Annotated in this window: 15 protein-coding genes and 1 pseudogene; 3 read left to right on the top strand and 13 right to left on the bottom strand. The window is 49.2% G+C overall.

All coding sequences use genetic code 11. The features are described from left to right. Positions 1–73 precede the first annotated feature (73 nt). From NST29_RS01160 to NST29_RS01145, 4 genes are all read right to left on the bottom strand, one after another. The gene (locus tag NST29_RS01160) at positions 74–682 is read right to left on the bottom strand and encodes a DedA family protein (protein ID WP_033842638.1); all 609 of its coding nucleotides are present in this window, start codon (positions 680–682) and stop codon (positions 74–76) included. A gap of 262 nt (positions 683–944) precedes the next feature. Beyond that, the gene (locus NST29_RS01155; protein WP_033842639.1) at positions 945–2,162 is read right to left on the bottom strand and encodes an ornithine--oxo-acid transaminase; all 1,218 of its coding nucleotides are present in this window, start codon (positions 2,160–2,162) and stop codon (positions 945–947) included. Positions 2,163–2,327: 165 nt separating this feature from the next. Next, positions 2,328–3,875: an L-glutamate gamma-semialdehyde dehydrogenase gene (pruA, locus tag NST29_RS01150; protein ID WP_339232592.1), complete on the bottom strand. Its 1,548-nt coding sequence runs from the start codon at positions 3,873–3,875 to the stop codon at positions 2,328–2,330. 97 nt (positions 3,876–3,972) lie between these two features. Then, positions 3,973–5,385, bottom strand: a complete 1,413-nt coding sequence (locus tag NST29_RS01145; RefSeq protein ID WP_033023631.1) for an amino acid permease — start codon at positions 5,383–5,385, stop codon at positions 3,973–3,975. Between the two features lie 247 nt (positions 5,386–5,632). On the opposite strand from NST29_RS01145, the gene NST29_RS01140 reads away from it, so the two are divergent. The 3 genes from NST29_RS01140 to NST29_RS01130 all read left to right on the top strand — a co-directional run bounded on the left by NST29_RS01140 (position 5,633) and on the right by NST29_RS01130 (position 8,458). Then, positions 5,633–7,000: a sigma-54-dependent Fis family transcriptional regulator gene (locus NST29_RS01140; protein WP_033020006.1), complete on the top strand. Its 1,368-nt coding sequence runs from the start codon at positions 5,633–5,635 to the stop codon at positions 6,998–7,000. Positions 7,001–7,168: 168 nt separating this feature from the next. Then, positions 7,169–7,933, top strand: coding sequence for a TatD family hydrolase (locus NST29_RS01135; protein ID WP_033019995.1), 765 nt, complete (start codon positions 7,169–7,171; stop codon positions 7,931–7,933). A gap of 39 nt (positions 7,934–7,972) precedes the next feature. After that, a complete protein-coding gene (locus NST29_RS01130; protein ID WP_339232591.1) occupies positions 7,973–8,458 on the top strand; it encodes a DinB family protein in 486 nt (161 codons plus the stop codon). A 16-nt stretch (positions 8,459–8,474) separates the two neighbouring features. On the opposite strand, the gene NST29_RS01125 is transcribed toward NST29_RS01130, so the two are convergent. The 9 genes and pseudogenes from NST29_RS01125 to NST29_RS01085 form a co-directional block, all read right to left on the bottom strand. Next, positions 8,475–9,347 (bottom strand): DUF817 domain-containing protein, encoded by an 873-nt coding sequence (locus NST29_RS01125; RefSeq protein WP_051985079.1) that lies wholly within the window; start codon positions 9,345–9,347, stop codon positions 8,475–8,477. A gap of 74 nt (positions 9,348–9,421) precedes the next feature. After that, a complete protein-coding gene (locus tag NST29_RS01120) occupies positions 9,422–9,646 on the bottom strand; it encodes a helix-turn-helix transcriptional regulator (protein WP_031406132.1) in 225 nt (74 codons plus the stop codon). Between the two features lie 10 nt (positions 9,647–9,656). After that, positions 9,657–10,136 carry a DUF2975 domain-containing protein gene (locus NST29_RS01115; RefSeq protein WP_033019996.1) on the bottom strand — a complete coding sequence of 160 codons (480 nt, stop codon included), beginning with the start codon at positions 10,134–10,136 and terminating at the stop codon, positions 9,657–9,659. A gap of 629 nt (positions 10,137–10,765) precedes the next feature. Beyond that, positions 10,766–11,629 (bottom strand): alpha/beta hydrolase, encoded by an 864-nt coding sequence (locus tag NST29_RS01110; protein WP_033842648.1) that lies wholly within the window; start codon positions 11,627–11,629, stop codon positions 10,766–10,768. Between the two features lie 36 nt (positions 11,630–11,665). Then, on the bottom strand, positions 11,666–12,691 hold the full coding sequence (locus NST29_RS01105; RefSeq protein WP_033842649.1) for an iron ABC transporter permease: 1,026 nt from the start codon (positions 12,689–12,691) through the stop codon (positions 11,666–11,668). Next, the gene (locus tag NST29_RS01100; RefSeq protein WP_033842650.1) at positions 12,684–13,691 is read right to left on the bottom strand and encodes an iron ABC transporter permease; all 1,008 of its coding nucleotides are present in this window, start codon (positions 13,689–13,691) and stop codon (positions 12,684–12,686) included. Before NST29_RS01100 ends, NST29_RS01105 begins: the two co-directional genes overlap by 8 nt. A 21-nt stretch (positions 13,692–13,712) precedes the next feature. Further along, a pseudogene (locus tag NST29_RS01095) lies at positions 13,713–13,868 on the bottom strand (iron-uptake system-binding protein); the annotation flags it as partial. A 232-nt stretch (positions 13,869–14,100) separates the two neighbouring features. Further along, positions 14,101–15,738 (bottom strand): AraC family transcriptional regulator, encoded by a 1,638-nt coding sequence (locus tag NST29_RS01090; protein WP_033019981.1) that lies wholly within the window; start codon positions 15,736–15,738, stop codon positions 14,101–14,103. 704 nt (positions 15,739–16,442) lie between these two features. Beyond that, a complete protein-coding gene (locus tag NST29_RS01085; RefSeq protein ID WP_033017989.1) occupies positions 16,443–17,204 on the bottom strand; it encodes a 4'-phosphopantetheinyl transferase superfamily protein in 762 nt (253 codons plus the stop codon). Positions 17,205–17,571 lie beyond the last annotated feature (367 nt).

The raw sequence follows: 17,571 nt of genomic DNA, 5'->3' as shown, positions 1-17,571 counted from the left end.
AGGGCTGCTCCAAGCCGAAAAAACAGCCTTGGGGCAGCCCTTTTTGACCAAACCATTTTTTACGATGTCGGAATTAAGAAGCCTGGCGCCGCTTCCAAACGCGGATCGCTCCAACCACAATAACCGCAGCAATAAGGACATACACCACTTCAGCGTACATCCCAATCACTTCCGATACTTTCCCCCACGACTCACCGAGCGCCGCCCCGATCGAGATTAAAATCGTATTCCAAATAAGCGTGCCGAGCACCGACAGCCAGACAAACAGCCACACGTTCATCTTCGCCATGCCGGCGGGAATCGAAATCAAGCTGCGCACGAGCGGAATCATGCGGCCAACGAATACCGCCCACACCCCGTAGCGCTGAAACGTCCGGTTCGCCTTATCGATGTCTTCCGTCTTCACCCGCAGCCATCCGCCCCAACGGTCAACGATCCGCCCAAGCCGCTCGACCGACAACAGCCGGCCGATGCCGTACAGCACGATCGCCCCAACAACCGAACCCGCTGTCGCTGCCGCAATGACGCCGGGAACCGTCAAGGTGGTGTAGGTCGTCATAAACCCGCCAAACGGCAAAATGACTTCCGACGGAATCGGCGGAAAGATATTTTCCAGCGCGATCATGAGGAAAATGCCGATATAGCCAAATTGCTCCATAAAATCAGTGATCCACGCCTGCACAGTTCTTCCTCCATTCACTCGCTCTTCGTCTCTGTATGATATGCTCCATCCGTACCATCCTTTCTCCTATCTTAGCAGAAAATGCGCGGTGACCGCAAAAATAACAGGAGCTGATTCCAGCCCCACACTTGATTGGGCGGGCGTTTGAATCAGCTCCCTCTTTCGCTTCACAGCCTATTCGCATTCCATTCAAGCGATATGCTCTCTTGTTGAACGAGATTCGCAACCCTCTTTCGCTTCACAGCCTATTCGCATTGCATTCTCATTCGTTTGGACTGGAAACCGGCCGGGATAAAACGTTCACAATCCGCTCAAGCGCCCAGTCCAACTCTTCTTTTGTCACGATGAGCGGTGGCGCGAAGCGAATGACCGTCTCGTGTGTTTCCTTGCAAAGCAAGCCTTGCTCTTTCAGCGCCTCACAGTACGGACGCGCCGGGCCATGCAGCTCAACGCCGATAAACAAGCCGCGGCCGCGAATTTCTTTAATATCCTCGTTTTGAATTTGTTTTAGTTTCGAAAGGAAGTATTCGCCAAGTTCAAGCGAACGCTCCGCTAGACGCTCTTCTTCAATCACCTCGAGCGCTGCAATCGACACCGCGCAAGCGAGCGGGTTGCCGCCGAACGTCGAGCCGTGCGAGCCGGGTTCAAACACCGACAAAATATCGCGATTGGCGACGACGCACGAAATCGGGAACACCCCGCCGCCCAACGCTTTTCCTAAAATATACATATCCGGCACAACCTCTTCCCAGTCGCAGGCAAACAACTTCCCGGTCCGGCCGAGCCCGGTTTGAATTTCGTCCGCGATGAACAAGACGTTATGTTGCTTGCATACGTCATACGCCGCTTTTAAAAATCCTTGCGGCGGGATGCGGATGCCCGCTTCGCCTTGGATCGGCTCGACAAGAAACGCCGCTGTATTCGGTGTGATCGCGGCTTTCAGCGCTTCGATATCGCCGTACGGGATGATTTTCACGCCCGGCAACAGCGGCCCAAACCCGCGTTTATAAGCCGGTTCGGACGACAGCGACACGGCGGCAAGCGTCCGGCCGTGGAAGTTTCCTTCACAAACGATGATTTCGGCTTGGTTGTCCGGGACGCCTTTGACGTCATACGCCCAGCGGCGCGCCGCTTTGAGCGCCGTTTCCACCGCTTCGGCGCCCGTGTTCATCGGCAGCACCATTTCTTTTTTTGTCAATCGGCATACTTTCTCGTACCACGGACCGAGCTGGTCGTTATGGAACGCGCGCGACGTGAGCGTGACACGATCCGCCTGCTTTTTCAGGGCCGCAATAATTTTCGGATGGCGATGGCCTTGGTTCACCGCCGAATAAGCGCTTAACATATCCATATAGCGGTTGCCTTCCGGGTCTTTCACCCATACTCCTTCCGCTTCCGAGATGACGATCGGCAGCGGATGGTAATTGCGCGCCCCGTATTGTTCCGTCTTCGCAATGAGCTGTTCCGATTTAGTTGTCACCTTCACCGCTCCTTTCCGTTTTCTTCGTTGCGTTGCAAAAGCGGGTGTCCCAAAAGGACTGGGACACCCTCTCTCATCGCTATATAAGCACCAGCCGCTTCCCTGCCACACAATATGTTGTGTCTTTCTTGAGGGGAGATCGCCTGTTGGGTCAGCCCCTTTGCCTTAAAACATTTCCGATACCGTTTTCGCTTGCATATGGAGGAGTAAGTAATCCGGACCGCCGGCTTTCGAGTCCGTCCCTGACATATTGAAGCCGCCAAACGGTTGATAGCCGACGATCGCACCCGTGCAGCCGCGATTGAAATACAAGTTGCCGACATGGAATTCTTGCCGCGCTTTTTCAAGATTCGCTCGGTTGCGGGAAATGACAGCGCCTGTCAGACCGTATTCTGTGTTGTTCGCGATCTCAAGCGCATGGTCAAAGTCGTGCGCTTTGGCGAACGCGACGACTGGACCGAAAATTTCTTCCTGCATAATGCGCGCATTCGGATCAACATCGGCAAACACTGTCGGCTGGATGAAGAAGCCTTTTGCATCGTCTCCTTCTCCGCCGGTCATCAGACGGCCTTCCTGTTTTCCGATTTCGATATATTCCATAATTTTGTTGTACGCGTTTTGGTCGATCACTGGCCCCATAAACGTCGCTTGCTCCGCCGGGTCGCCGACGTTGAGCTGCTTTGTCAGCTCGACGACGCGGTTCAACACTTGATCATACACATCTTCAACAATGATCGCGCGCGAGCACGCCGAACATTTTTGCCCCGAAAAGCCAAACGCCGAGGCGACAATCGATTGCGCCGCCAGTTCCAGATCGGCTTCCTTATCCACAACGATGGCGTCTTTGCCGCCCATTTCCGCGATGACGCGCTTCAGCCAAATTTGTCCCGGGTGCACTTTCGCTGCCCGCTCGTAAATGCGGATGCCAACATCGCGCGAGCCGGTGAAGCTGATAAACCGCGTGCGCGGATGGTCGACCAAATAGTCGCCCACTTCGGCCCCGCTGCCCGGGATGTAGTTGAGGACACCAGCCGGCAACCCCGCTTCTTCCAACACTTCCACAAATTTATACGCCACCACCGGCGTGGCGCTCGCCGGTTTCAGCAGCACCGTATTGCCCGTCACAAGCGAAGCGACCGTTGTTCCCGCCATAATGGCAAACGGGAAGTTCCACGGTGAAATGACGACGCCGACGCCAAGCGGGATGTAGAAAAAGCGGTTCGTTTCCCCCGGACGGCTTTCCACCGGAATGCCGTCTTTCAACTTCAACATTTGCCGGCCGTAATATTCCATAAAGTCGATCGCTTCGGCTGTATCGGCATCCGCCTCGCGCCACGGCTTGCCGGCTTCTTTCACCAACCAAGCGGAAAATTCGTGCTTGCGCCGGCGCACGATCGCCGCCGCCCGGAACAAAATATCGGCCCGCGCTTCCGGACTCGTCCGGCTCCACGTGCGGAACGCTTCATCGGCGGCTTTCATCGCCCGTTCGGCGAGCTCTTGATTCGCTTTCGCCACCCGGCCGACCACCTCCGCCTTATTGGCCGGATTGATCGACGTGATCTTGTCCTCGGTCATGATGCGCTCGCCGCCGATCACGAGCGGATAATCGCGCCCAAGCTCCGATTCCACTTTCTTGAGCGCTACCAAAAACGCGTCCCGGTTCGCTTCCACAGTAAAGTCGGTGAGCGGTTCATGTCTGTACGGCTGCACCATTTCGTCGTCCTCCTTTTTAACAAGCAAAAAATTTTTTCGTTATAAAACGGTTTCATAGTTATATTATGCAAATAATTATGGCTTTTTTCAATGATTTTTACTTGGCCACCGTCAGCTCCTCTTTTTCCACGTTCAAAGGCCGAAGTCGTTTTTTCGCCACCAAGTGGTAGTAGCCATAACAAGCGAGCAAAAACGGAATCCCGCAGTAAAGCGCGATCCGCTGATCGGGAATGAAGGCCAATCCGATGATCGTCACCATATTTAACGCAAACGCCGCCAGCGGCACGAATGGATACAGCGGCGTCCGATACTTCAAATCGCGCACATCGCCGCCCTCGCGCAAAAACGCCTTCCGTCCCAAATAGCTCGACAGCGCAATCGACGCCCAGACGGTCACCGCGCCAAACCCGGCGATCGCCGTCAACCAAACATACACCGTATCTTCCGCGTAAATGCTGCATAACAGCGACAAGCATCCGATGGCAATGCTGGCGATCAGCGCGTTAAGCGGCACGCCGCGCTTCGACAGTTTGCTGAAAAACGGCGTCACCATTCCTTGACGCGACATCGACCAAAGCACGCGCGACGTTGCATACAATCCTGAATTGGCCACCGACAGCACCGCCGTAATGATGACAAAATTCATGATATCGGCCGCATACGGAATACCAATATTGTCAAACACGACCACAAATGGACTTTTCACCACACCCGCCTTCTCCCACGGAAACAAACCGGCCAGCACAAAAATCGCCAGAATGAAGAAGATCAAAATGCGCCATACCGTATTGCGCAACGCCACCGGCACTGTCTTCTCCGGCTCGCGGCTTTCCCCGGCAGCCACGCCGACCAGTTCCGTCCCTTGGAAAGAAAAGTTAACCAATATCATGGTTGAAAAAATCGCCCAAAACCCTTTTGGAAACAAACCGCCATGATCCGTATAGTTCGTGAAAAACGGAGCAGGCTGCCCGTTTTTCATCTGGATGACGCCAAACATCGCCGCCAATCCAAGCACAATAAAGGCGATCACCGTCAGCACTTTCACGCTGGAAAACCAAAACTCGACCTCGCCAAACCCTTTGACAGACAAGGCGTTGATCAAAAACAACAACAAGGCAAAGACCGCACAAAACACCCATGTCGGCACATCGGGAAACCATCGCTTCATCAAAATGCTGACCGTGAGCAGCTCGATGCCGACCGTCACCGACCAATTGAGCCAAGACAGCCAGCCGATGCAGTAGCCGACAGCCGGCGAGATGAATTTCGTTGCATACGTCTGATACGACCCGGCATCGGGGATTCTCACCGCCAATTCCCCTAGCGAAAGCATCGTCAAATACATGACGAGACCGCCAAATAAGTAAGCGGCCACCGCTCCCCCCGGCCCCGCCTCATGAATCGTATAGCCGGATCCTAAAAACAACCCCGTGCCGATCACCCCGCCAAGGGCAATCATAAACAAATGCCTGCTTTTTAATTCGCGCTTTAATTCTTGTGCTGGTGGCATTCCCCACACTCTCCTTCCTTAACAGATCAAATCGGAACCGCTTACATTTTCATCGAACAAGCGGCGCTCATCATTGAGCAAAAAATTTTTTCAATTAAACTTGATTCCTATCTCTATTATGTTGATTCTTTTTTCTATTTTCAATATATTTAGCAAAAAAATTTTCCCCATTTCTCCTTCCGTATCGAAGATTCGTCTTTTTCGCAATGGCTTATGCTATAATACAAGGAAAAGAGAGGTGCTGATCGTGAACCGGGAGATGGAAACGCTTTTATCGATGTACGAGCAAATTCTCGAAATGATCGACCTTGGCATCCACGCTGTCGATCAGCATGGAAAAACGGTTATTTACAATCGAAAAATGCGGGAAATCGAGGGCATGGATGTGGAAGATGTGCTCGATAAAAACATTTTAGACGTCTTCCGCTTTCATCCGGAGCAGCCGAGCACCTTGCTTGAAGCGCTGCGCACCGGCGAAAGCATTCGAAACAAGCAGCAAACGTATTTCAATAACAAAGGACAAGCCGTGACAACGGTCAATCAAACATACCCTTTGCGGAAAGACGGGCGCATCATCGGGGCAGTGGAAATCGCCAAAGATGTCACAAAGTTTCGCAAACTGATCGCCGAGCAGTACCAGCGCAGCGAACCGGGACGAACGCTGGCTGACATCATCGGCCAAAGCGAGGCGATGCAAACGGCGGTCCGCCTAGCCCGCCATGCCGCCCGCTCTGACGCGCCTGTGCTGCTCATCGGCGAAAAAGGAACGGGAAAAGATTTGCTCGCCTCTTGCATTCACTATGAAAGCGAGCGGCGCGCCAAACCGTTTTTGGCGCAAACGTGTTTGTCGCTCCCCGACGACTGGTTGGAAACGATGCTGTTTGGCAGCGAAGCAAACGGCGAGATTCAGCCCGGCTTGTTCGAACAGGCGAACGGCGGCACCGTCCTGCTTGACGACATTGACTCGTTAAGTCTGCCGCTCCAACAAAAACTCGCCCGTTTCCTGCAAGAAAAACAGTTTGTCCGCGCCCAAGGCCATGAACCTGTTCGGGCCGATGTCCGCCTCATCACTTCGACAAGCGGCGACCCCATTGACGCCGTGCAAACGGGGGAACTGCTGAAGCCGCTTTACTACCAGCTCGCCGTCCATTGCATCGTGTTGCCCCCGCTGCGCGAGAGAAGGGAGGACATTTTGCCGTTGGCCGCTCATTTCATCCGCCAAGGCAACGAACGCTATGGGTTGACGGTGGAAGGGCTCGATGAGGATGTGCAAGAAGCGTTTCTCGCTTACCGCTGGCCCGGCAATGTGCGCGAACTAGAGGCTGTCATCTTCGAAACGATGGAAACGATGGAACAAGACACGGTGATCACACTCGCCCATCTTCCGGCGTATTTCCGGGCCAAGCTTACCCCTGACGAGGCCAAGACCGATTTTCTATTCGATACGGATGATATTTTGCCGCTTGACCGATACATGGAAGAGGTCGAAATTTACTACATCCGCAAGGCGCTGCAGCATCACGGCTTCAACATCACCAAAACCGCCAAAGCGCTTGGCCTAAGCCGACAAAACTTGCAATACCGCATCCGCAAATATCAAATCGACAAAGAATGAAGAGGCTGCCGCTAGAGGGGTGGTGATTTACTCGCGCAACCGCTTCCCAGCATCGTTTTTCAAATAGAAAAGCCTTGCAACAGTGCACACTTTTTTTCATCGACCAAAGGAAACCAATGTTTTTCACCAGCCTTCTAGGACGCTGCGGCGACAGGGGAGGTCGCGCCGATGATCGATGCCCATCTTCATCTTGACCAATACGTCCGGGTAGACGAACAAATCAAGCGTTGGCAAGAGGCAGGCATTACCGGCGTCGTCGCCGTCTCAACCGACTTGCGCTCAAGTCACCGAACGCTGGAGCTCAAGCAACGGTTTCCGTCTTTCGTCTACGCCGCCATCGGCTTTCATCCGGAACGTCCCATGCCCAACGCGGCCGATTGGAATGAATGGACATCACTCATCAAGCAAGCGCGGCCGCTTTTGTCCGCCATTGGCGAAGTCGGGCTGCCGTACTACTCAGCCGAGGCAGCGGCCCAATTGCCTCGCTATTGCGACTTGCTGGCGCAAATCGCCGCCATCGCCGTCGATGTCTCTTTGCCGCTCGTGCTTCATGCCGTCTACGACCGGGCCGAAACCGCCTTGGCCATCGTGCAGCAAGCTGGCGTCCGGCACGCTCATTTCCATTGGCTGAAGGCAAGCGCAAAGACGGTGCAACGCATCGTCCGGTGCGGCTACTACATTTCCGTCACTCCCGAGGTGTGCTACCGCGAGCGCGACCAAGCGCTATTGTCCCTCATCCCGCTCGAGCAGCTGCTTCTCGAAACGGACGGCCCATGGCCGTTTGCCGGTCCGTTTCACGGAAAACCGACGACGCCGCTGTTTTTATTTGACTCTGTCCGCACCGTAGCGGCGCATTACGGCGAAGGGAGCGAGCGCGTGAAAACGGTCATCACAGCGAACACAAAACGGCTTTACGGCTCGCTTTCTTTATAGTACGATGAAGTCAAATCCAGACCGAAGCGAGGGAAAATCATGGATCATCAGGAACAAGTGCGCCGACAGCTGCTTGAAAGCGTGTCCGCTCTGTCGGATGAACAACTCAACACCCGGGTAGCTGAAGGGAGTTGGACGATCGCCCAAGTGCTCGAACATTTGTACCTTATCGAGACATCGATCGCCGCCATGATCGCCCAGACATTGACGCGCGGCGCGAGCCAGCCCGTCAGCGAAAAGCCGATCCACCTCACCCTTGACCGTTCCAAAAAAGTGGAGGCGCCCGATTTCGCCCGCCCGAGCGACCGGCGTTTCACGTGGGGGGAATTGGAGGAAAAATTGCGTCAATCGCGGCAGCGGCTGCGTCACATCGTCGAGCAAGCCGACCCGGCTGATCTGGAAGCCAAGTCGTTCCCGCATCCGGTTTTCGGCCCCCTAAGCTTAAAGCAATGGGTGGAATTTGTCGGCTACCATGAACAACGCCACCTTGCCCAAATTGAAGAAATCAAGGCGCATCTCGGATAACCAGAGCCAGGCCGCCTCAACAGCGGGCGGCCTCTGCTCGGCCCGCCCCGGCTTGGGCTACATCCGCGGACGTCCCGCCCGTTTTTTCCTTTCCACCGCCCTTCACTTGCTTTAACGTCGCCACGATGAGAAAACTGACAATGACCAACAACACCCACGAGCTGACTTTCCCGACATGAACGAGGCTCCACGCCCTCGCTTGGTTTGGATATTGCCAAGCCCCGAAAAAGGTGGCGATGTTTTCCGCGACCCAAATGAAAAAACCGATCAGCCAAAAGGACAGAACAAGCGGCATCCGATACCGAATTCCCCCGACCTCATACGCGACCCACGAGCGCCAAAAAACGAGAATCACAAGGCCTGCCAGCCACCAGCGAACATCGATCCAATAATGGTGGGTAAAAAAGTTCACGTAAATCGCCGCCGCCAACGGAACGACCAGCCAAAACGGCGGCCAGCGCACGAGCTCCACCTTCAGCCGTCTCCACGCTTGGCAAAGATAGCTCGCGACGCTCGCGTACATGAAGCCGCTGTACAGCGGCACGCCAAACAGTTTCGTATATCCTTCCTCCGGATACGACCATGAACCCATATGCACCTTAAACAGCTCTAATGCAAGCCCAATCAAGTGAAAGACAGTGATGACTTTGAGCTCATCGCGCGTTTCCAGCCCGGAGCGCACCATCCACCATTGCATGAGAAGGCAAATGACAAGCAGCCAGTCATACCTCGGCAACAAAGGAAGCGGCGCGAGCTTCGTCAGCGCCAGTGAAGCAAAAATAACGACCGGAAACACGCAGGACAACGCCTGCGCCCAACCGAAGCGAACAAGCTGCACAAACGCTTTGCTGAGCCGCGCTTTTCCAGAACAGAGACACCTCCAAACCACAGCCAGCCAGCAAGGCGGGCATTCCCCCGCCGCTGCCGCGTATTTCTCCCCTTTCAAGCCGTCCCCTCCCCCGCTTACGAATGCGATTCCCCTTCGTCACTTCGGTACTCCAAAATGTCCCCGGGCTGGCAGTCGAGCGCCTTGCAAATGGCTTCCAACGTCGAAAAGCGGATCGCCTTCGCCTTTCCGTTTTTCAAGATCGACAAATTCGCCATCGTAATCCCCACTTTCTCCGACAGCTCCGTGACGCTCATCTTCCGCTTCGCCAACATGACATCAAGATTCACGATGATCGGCATGTCATCCACCTCAAATCGTCAACTCGTTTTCTTGTTTGATGTCAACGGCTTGTTGCAGCAGCTTTTGCAGCACAGCGGCAAAGACAGCGATCACGAGCGACGCAAACGGCACCAGCAGCCCGACGAAAATGACCCCCGGAGCGTCGTCCTTTTCGGCAAAAAGATAAAACAGCGGCAAAGCGAGCAGATGCAGCCCGCTGATGGCGACGGCGCAACATTTGATCTTCTTTAACGCCTCGACCGACCGCTCAGAGAACGCGCTGTTTTGATCAATATACGTCAACAGCCGAAACGCCTGATAGAGCGCAAAATAAAACGGCAGCGCGGACACCTCAAACACAAGATAAACGAAATACTTGATCCAAGGGAACGCCGGCACCAGCTTAACCGCCACCTTCGCAAGCACCGGCACCAAAAACAAGCACAACGCCAGAACCGGAAGGCCAATCAACACCAAGGCCACCTTCAAAAAAAGCGTTTCTCGTTTCACCGCAAGCACCTCACTGATTCGTTTTTGCTTTTATTGTAATCGTCGATTTATCGTTTTTCAATAAATAATTATTGATTTTGATGATACTCTTATTGTTAAACATAATAAAAAGCATCCCCCTGCACGGAGGAATGCTTCGGTGCAAAAATGGAGACGGCAAAAAGCAGCTATTCTGCTACCAAGTCCAAGGGCTTAACGGTTAAGGAATTGCTTCTTATGACCGCTTTCTATATCCAAAAGGGTTCCCAGCCCTTAACCAAAAAAGATGACAAAAGCATTAACTGGGCGATGGAAGTGATCGAAACAAAAGATGTGAAATTCCGCGCTTTGGTCTGGTGACAACGTTAACGCGTATGAATTGCAATGGGACTTGCACAGAAAAGATCCATGGGCAGCGGTCTGCCCTCCACCCGAAGATGAAAATCCGCGTCAGTTCGTCATTTTCACGGAAGAGAATGGCTCTCATGGAGAAGGAACTGATCCGAACTAAAAAATAATAAAGGCTCATCCCTTCCTATCCGAGCCCTTTTTGTTTGCCACCTCGAATGACATGAATCTTTTTACTGTCTAATGTGTGAAATTGAGATAAATAAATATTTGATGCAACTTAAGGACGAAATCATTATTGGTTATATGCTGTTTCTCGATACAAATCGTAGAGCTCGGCTGATGAGGGCCGGCAATACTGTGACATGCCCTTCCCCGGCAAATTCCTGAAACTCCACATATACCCCAAAATCAGTAAAGGCGGAAAGGCGTTTTACCAGTTCTTCAGCATGAGCGTTAATTCGGCTTTTGTGGCTTCTTTCCAACTCTCCAGCCGCCAAAAGTACGTCAACGTTGAGCGTTTCATGTGTGATACGAGCAACAAAACGTTGTTCTGCCTCAAGCAACAGCTGTTTACTCCAATGAATCGAAGGACTTCCAGCAATATACGTTCTGAAAGCAGTCGGTTTCGTAAAAAGCACCTGCAAAACAAAGAGGCCACCGAGAGAATGGCCAAAAATGGCCTGCTTCGTCCGGTCGACTGGCAATTCTCGCTGTATTTCAGGCTTCAGTTCTGTTTCAATAAACTCCAAAAAAGCCTCTGCTCCTCCCATTTCCGGCCATGCGGTTCCATCTGGACGAGCAGGTAATTCGCTTTCCGGAACAGACATGGTAAAATCGTAAAAACGGGCAGGAGAAAATGGCTTTTCTGTTGGATAACCAATACCAACAATCACCGCAGGAACAACTCCTGTGCGATCAGGACGTCCTGCCTGCACACGCATCGCTTCCACCATCGTACCAAACACCGAATTGGCATCAAGTACATAAATCACTGGAAATCCCAAAGGAGGTGGATCCGCATCAGGTTGTGCAACAAAAATCCGATACTCACGATTCCCATAGTGAGAATACATCACACGCTGCTTCGTTCGCGGAATTGTGAACTCACTAACACCTGCTATATGAACAGCTGAAGAACATAAATCCCTTTTTTTAGAACCCATTCCATCCCCTCCATTTTTCAGTTTTCGAGTCGTCTCTTACACTTTGGTTTTAAATAGCAAGTACACGAAGTAGGGAATACCAATGATGGCAATGACAATTCCAACAGACAGTTCGACAGGCGCAAAAACTGTTTTAGCAATAAAGTCTGAAACCACTACCAACAACATGCCAATCGTTCCACTAACCGGAATGATACGCTGATGATGAACCCCGACGAGACGCTTGGCAATATGGGGGGCAATCAAACCAACAAAACCGATGTTTCCAGCCACAGACACACACGCACTCACAATCCCAATACTCGCCAATAGCAATAGATTTTTTTCCTTTTCAGTAGAAACCCCTAACCCTTTTGCATGTTCTTCCCCTAATTGGAACAAATCGAGAATATAAGCTTTACTGATGATAATGGGAACAAGCAAAATCATCCATGGAAACACAGCAACAACATATTGCCAATTGGCGTTCCAAATGCTTCCCATAAGCCATACTGTCGCCATTTCAAAATCCTGTGGATTCATCTTTAACGATAAATATAAGGATAGAGCTCCAAAACCAGCCCCCGCGGCAATTCCCACAAGAATGAGGCGCTGCGTATCTAAATGGCCATTCTGTCGAGCAAATAGATAAATGAGCAGGGCGGCACCCAATCCGCCAACCCACCCAAATAGCGGCATCGCTAAAATCGATAGCCAATCATTTTCCGCTATCCTGTGACCTCCAAAGAAAAGCATAAAAATGACGATCATAGCCCCGGCCCCAGCATTAATGCCCAAAATTCCTGGATCAGCCAACCCGTTTCGGCTAATTCCTTGGATAGTCGCCCCAGCCACTCCTAATCCAAAACCGACCAACGCAGCAATGACAATACGCGGCAGTCGGAAATCCAAAATTACCAAATCATGCTCCGGGACCGGATCCATTCGCAGTAGTGTTTTTAAGACATCTTGAACGGTTATATCAAATATTCCATTTGTTAGACTAATATAAATGACCAACAATATAATTACAATATTACTAAACAACACCAACCAATAGCGCTTGGCTGAATGATTAAGCATCCTTTCCTCCCCCTCTCGTATAAATTAAATAGAGGAAGAAAGGCACACCAATCAAAGCTGTAACGACCCCAATCGGTGTTTCAAACGGATAATTCAAAAATCGGCTTAAAATATCGGAAAGCGCCAAAAAGATCGCACCAAGAACACCGGCACAAGGAATGATTCGTCGATAATCAACCCCTACTAAAAACCTCGTCATATGTGGAATAATTAAACCAACGAAGCTGATATTTCCAGCCAAGGCAACAGAAATGCCTGTTAAGATAACCACGCTGACGATGGCCAAGATCTTGATCACCATCGTTTTCTGACCTAAGCTGACCGATATCTCCTCTCCCAACGACAAAATCGTAATCGATTTAGAAATCATACAAGCAACAGCAAGACCCGCAATGGCAAAGGGCATTGCCAATTTAATTAAATGAGGGTCCATTTGATGCAGCCGGGCATTGTACCAAAAGCTCACATCCTGTGAAACTTGAAAATAAGAAGAGAGAGCGGCTGATATGCTGCTAAAAAAGGTTCCGATAATTGTTCCAATAATGGCCATTCGAACAGGCGACATTCCATAGGGAAGGACAGAGGCCATCCAGAACACGAAGCCTACGGCAACAGCTGAACCAACCAACGAGTACATGATCATCTCAAGCGAAGAGGCGCCTGGCTGAATAATCATGCAAAGTGTGATCGCAAAAACCGAACCATCTGAAACCCCCATAATGGAGGGAGAGGCTAAATAGTTCCTTGTCATCCCTTGCATAATCGCTCCTGAAATCGCAAGTAATGCACCAATCAAAAGAGCACCAATCGCCCTTGGCAGTCTCGAATACCTGACAATTTGATGATTAACATCATTCGGGTCAAAAGCAACTATCGCTTTCCAAACAGTCCACGCATCTATATTTTTGGCCCCATACAAAATAGATGCGATGATGATCAACACCATCGCAACCGGTGAAAGCCATAAAATCAGGGCTGACGGAGAAATTCTTAATTGCATATTGACGCTACCTGCCTTGTATTATTCGTTGCCGAGCTTCTCCACAGCTGCTTTCAAGAAATTGATTTTGCTCCACGCTGTGCCGCCTTGTGCAAGCGGGTCGACAATGTTGACGAACACTTTATCATTTTTCACAGCATTGATGCTTTTCCAAATTGGATTGTGTTTCTTGTTTTTTTATTCAAGCTATCCCCCGATTTTCGTTGCGCGTTTCATCTAAGTACAAGTTGATTATGATAGAACGAGTCCAGTAATCAGCGGGATGTAAAACAAAATTTCAACTTATATAGATAAAGATAGTTTCTCTTCATGTCTCTCTTAAGTCCCCCCTCATCCTCTTGGTGATAATCATTATCATTTATGATTATAATTTAGATCTTCTACCCTGAACATGGACAGTATCCGAAATTCATTTTGGACAAATTCCAGAAAAAAACTTTAACGATTCATCAATAATTCGATCATGGGCATATGCCGAGTACTCCACCCATGGATCGGAAGAAAGCACATATACCTGATGGTGGCGAACCGCTTTCAGTTCTTGCCATGGAAGTGAATATTGCAATTGATTCCAAAAAGCTAACGTTTCTTCTTCCTGCCTAATTAATAGCAACAAACGATCCGCATCTATTTGGGCAAGCTGATCGAGCGCAATCGGCTCGTTGTAAGCACCGCTTTTAGGATACGCGGCATTCATTTGCAAATCCTGATAAAACACCTCTAATATACTACGATTGCAATGAGCATATAAATGCTGCTTCGAGATGCGTACGACTAAAAATGTGTCCTCTCCAACTTCCCTCTTTAGCTGTTGTCTAGCAAACTTCACCTTTCGATCATACATTTGAAGCCAGTTCTCTGCTTCCTTCTCTTCTCCTAAAAATTCAGCCGTCAGCATCAGCTGCTCCCGCCAGTTTTTCTCAGTCCACGGAACATAAAAAATAGGAGCAATCTGTTCAAGCCTCACCTTCTCCATCTTTTCGAGATCGTCTGTGCTAATAATCACATCCGGCCGCTTATGGGACAAAGCCTCAACTTTCGATTCCCAATCTTGATTTTTGCGATAAGCACTGAGAGGGACAGAAATATCGTCACGGTATATTTTATAATAATAAGCCGTCCATTTCGGATGAAGCGGCGCCGCATAAGGAATAATCTTTAATGCAAGCAATTGGCCGGTAATCGGAGACGTATAAGCAGCAATTTTTCGCCGACGGCTTTTCATATAAGCAGTCGGCGTAACCCCTACCTTCTTTTTAAATTTACGGCTAAAGTAAAATTCATCATGATAACCAACCTGATGGGCGATATCACGCAGTTTAGCGTCAGATTGAGCCATCAGACGCTTCGCCTTATTCAGCCGAAGCTCTGTTAAATAATCCATTGCGCTCATTCCATACGTTTTTTTGAACAAATCAACAAAATATTTAGGACTAATATTGGATATCCTTGCTAATTGCTCAATTGTCAAATTCTCATAAAAATAACGTTCCATATAGTTCTTAGCGGCCTCTAGCGATGTTCGTGATTCTTTAGGAAAAGGGGATCGATGCTTCATGATATAATAAAGCAACTGTTGGAAAGCAAGCTGGCAGTGAAACCGTTCCAGCTCATCCGCGCTTCGCCAATGATCATAAATTTCATCGCATAACGAGATCAGCCGATCCGCAGGAAATACAGAGATTTCCCCCTGTAACGGAAAAAAGCATTCCCCGTGATCGGATAGGCACTCATATCCTGAACCTTTCCGTTGAAACACGTCAAACTTAAACAAGAACATTTTACTTCTTGCTTCTATTTCAATTCCATATGTATCACCAGGGGAGCACATATAAACAGTATTCTGCCGCAGTCGATACCTGTGACTATTTAACATAAAATGTCCTTGTCCATCTTTAACGATCATCAGTACATGAGAAGTTGTAAGCTGCTGTTCGATCCGCCAATCTCCTTCTTCTTTGATAAACTGCATCTCCCGCATTCTAAAAAACGAGCGATCCCAAGCAAATTCATCACCCTCTTGCTTGATCGTTCCAGACTGGGCCATGATCTCCCTCCTTCTTGATCTATTACATGCAACATGAAGAGTTCATCTCTCTGTTATCCTGCACACGCTAAGCGCTGCACATTTTCTCCAAAAATCCTGTGGCTCAACCTGCAAGCTAAGCCATGGGAGAGGAAGCTTGTTGCAGGAGAAGCCAAATGTTCATTTTTCAATGAGCATGTATATATAACGATTTCATTGACATTTTGACTGTTCTTTCCTGTTTTATTTGATAATGATTATCATTATTATATAAAGTATATCAAATCATTTCTTTTCTCACAATATCGTTCCATACAAGCTCAAATCATTGCAAAAAAGAAGAACAGGATGTCAAACAAATGAAGCGCAAAAATCTATAGGAGGCTGGTGATTTACTCGCGGATACGGCTTTACAATGCCATTTTTCAACTAAAGAATCTTGTTGCACCAGTCCTCCTTTTCACTCATTCTCCCATTAATTAAGAGGATTAGCGGTATTTCATTATAGTGAAACTGGAAAAAACGAGTGCATAGCACGGATGAACCACATATATACTGTAATACCCTTTTTTGAGAATTAGTCCCCAAGGTTAGGGTGTACCTTTTTTTGTCTTAAGTGGTGTTTTCAGGATAGCCACACAATCAAAAATATGGCTGGTCTCCCCTAGAGAACAGCCATTTCCCTCTCTCCCCATTTATTGTTCCATGTTTCTGTCAAGATCTTTCTATCTAAATCCTTCCCTGAGCAACATTCGAGCATCGTATCGCTCTATTCGTTTGCATGTGTCACCCAATAAAGCTAACGAGGCCACATAACTGTCATCCATCTCTAATGGATACATCACTGCATGATGAATACAATCAGGATTATCCTTGAAGTCAAGTAAGCGTGGAATTTGATGAGGTGCAGATACTATCACATGCAATGGGGAAATTTGTAATCCTTTACCCATTGCTTTCAATATCGCTTCTTTCCTTGTCCAATATGTATAAAAAACTTTTCTTTGCTCCTGAGGGAATGCTTGAAACAAATGATATTTTTCTTCCTCTGTCAGCACCTCATTCGCCATTTGCTTGATATCTAAAAGCGAAGAATTATCGAGCCTCTCAACATCAACGCCGACAGGGGTGCCGTCTGTAAAAGCCACAAGAACTTTTTTACCGGAATGAGCAATAGACCATTGGAATGAAAGGCCAAGGAGCTGCGGCCGACCATGAGCCTGACGACAAGCTGGGCAAGTGCGATCAATCGGCACTTCATGTGGATCGACATTGAGCTGTGCCGCTAATACAAAGCGACTTATTACACATCCAATCATAAAACAAGCTCGATCTTGTTCATTCCTGAATAATTGTACTCTTTCCCTTTCCTTCCTGTCCAGCAATTGAATATGCCATGATTGTAAATCGCTGATGTCAGCGAGCCAAACTTGGCACACCTGCTTCGTTAAAGGAGGAATCGAATTCGTCATTTCCCATTCGATCACGGGCCACCATCCTCCCTCTATGTTGTCAACGGTTGTGACCGTTTCAGGGGTCTCAAAAAATATTTTTCTTCGACAAAACTTCTAACATTTTCTTATTTTCATTTTGTTGGGCTCTTCACCAAAAAATGTACTTGACAAAAAACGTTTTTTACAACAATAATAAAATCAAAAAGATTGATTTCCATTTTTTGTTATTTTGTTCAATCGGGAGGGATAGTATCATGTTTGTTCCTAAAAGTCAAGTACATCTTTCGGTGATGAACCTTTTGTTGGATGTTAAAACAAATAAAAGAAGAGTTAAGCAGGTGTTCTCAGAGCCTTGATCCTTTCCTGCTTAACTCTGATTTCAGCTTGTTTTTCTAAGGAA

It is taken from the genome of Geobacillus sp. FSL W8-0026, assembly GCF_037966255.1.
GTDB classification, from domain to species: Bacteria; Bacillota; Bacilli; order Bacillales; family Anoxybacillaceae; genus Geobacillus; species Geobacillus icigianus.
The sequence above is the reverse complement of the archived record's forward strand: the minus strand, read 5'-3'. Positions and strand labels throughout refer to the sequence as shown.

Excerpts from the sequence above, each read along its gene's own strand:
- pruA (WP_339232592.1), bottom strand. The coding sequence starts at position 3,875 with ATGGTGCAGCCGTACAGACATGAACCGCTCACCGACTTTACTGTGGAA.
- NST29_RS01145 (WP_033023631.1), bottom strand. The coding sequence starts at position 5,385 with ATGCCACCAGCACAAGAATTAAAGCGCGAATTAAAAAGCAGGCATTTG.
- NST29_RS01135 (WP_033019995.1), top strand. The coding sequence starts at position 7,169 with ATGATCGATGCCCATCTTCATCTTGACCAATACGTCCGGGTAGACGAA.
- NST29_RS01130 (WP_339232591.1), top strand. The coding sequence starts at position 7,973 with ATGGATCATCAGGAACAAGTGCGCCGACAGCTGCTTGAAAGCGTGTCC.
- NST29_RS01120 (WP_031406132.1), bottom strand. The coding sequence starts at position 9,646 with ATGCCGATCATCGTGAATCTTGATGTCATGTTGGCGAAGCGGAAGATG.
- NST29_RS01110 (WP_033842648.1), bottom strand. The coding sequence starts at position 11,629 with ATGGGTTCTAAAAAAAGGGATTTATGTTCTTCAGCTGTTCATATAGCA.
- NST29_RS01105 (WP_033842649.1), bottom strand. The coding sequence starts at position 12,691 with ATGCTTAATCATTCAGCCAAGCGCTATTGGTTGGTGTTGTTTAGTAAT.
- NST29_RS01100 (WP_033842650.1), bottom strand. The coding sequence starts at position 13,691 with ATGCAATTAAGAATTTCTCCGTCAGCCCTGATTTTATGGCTTTCACCG.
- NST29_RS01090 (WP_033019981.1), bottom strand. The coding sequence starts at position 15,738 with ATGGCCCAGTCTGGAACGATCAAGCAAGAGGGTGATGAATTTGCTTGG.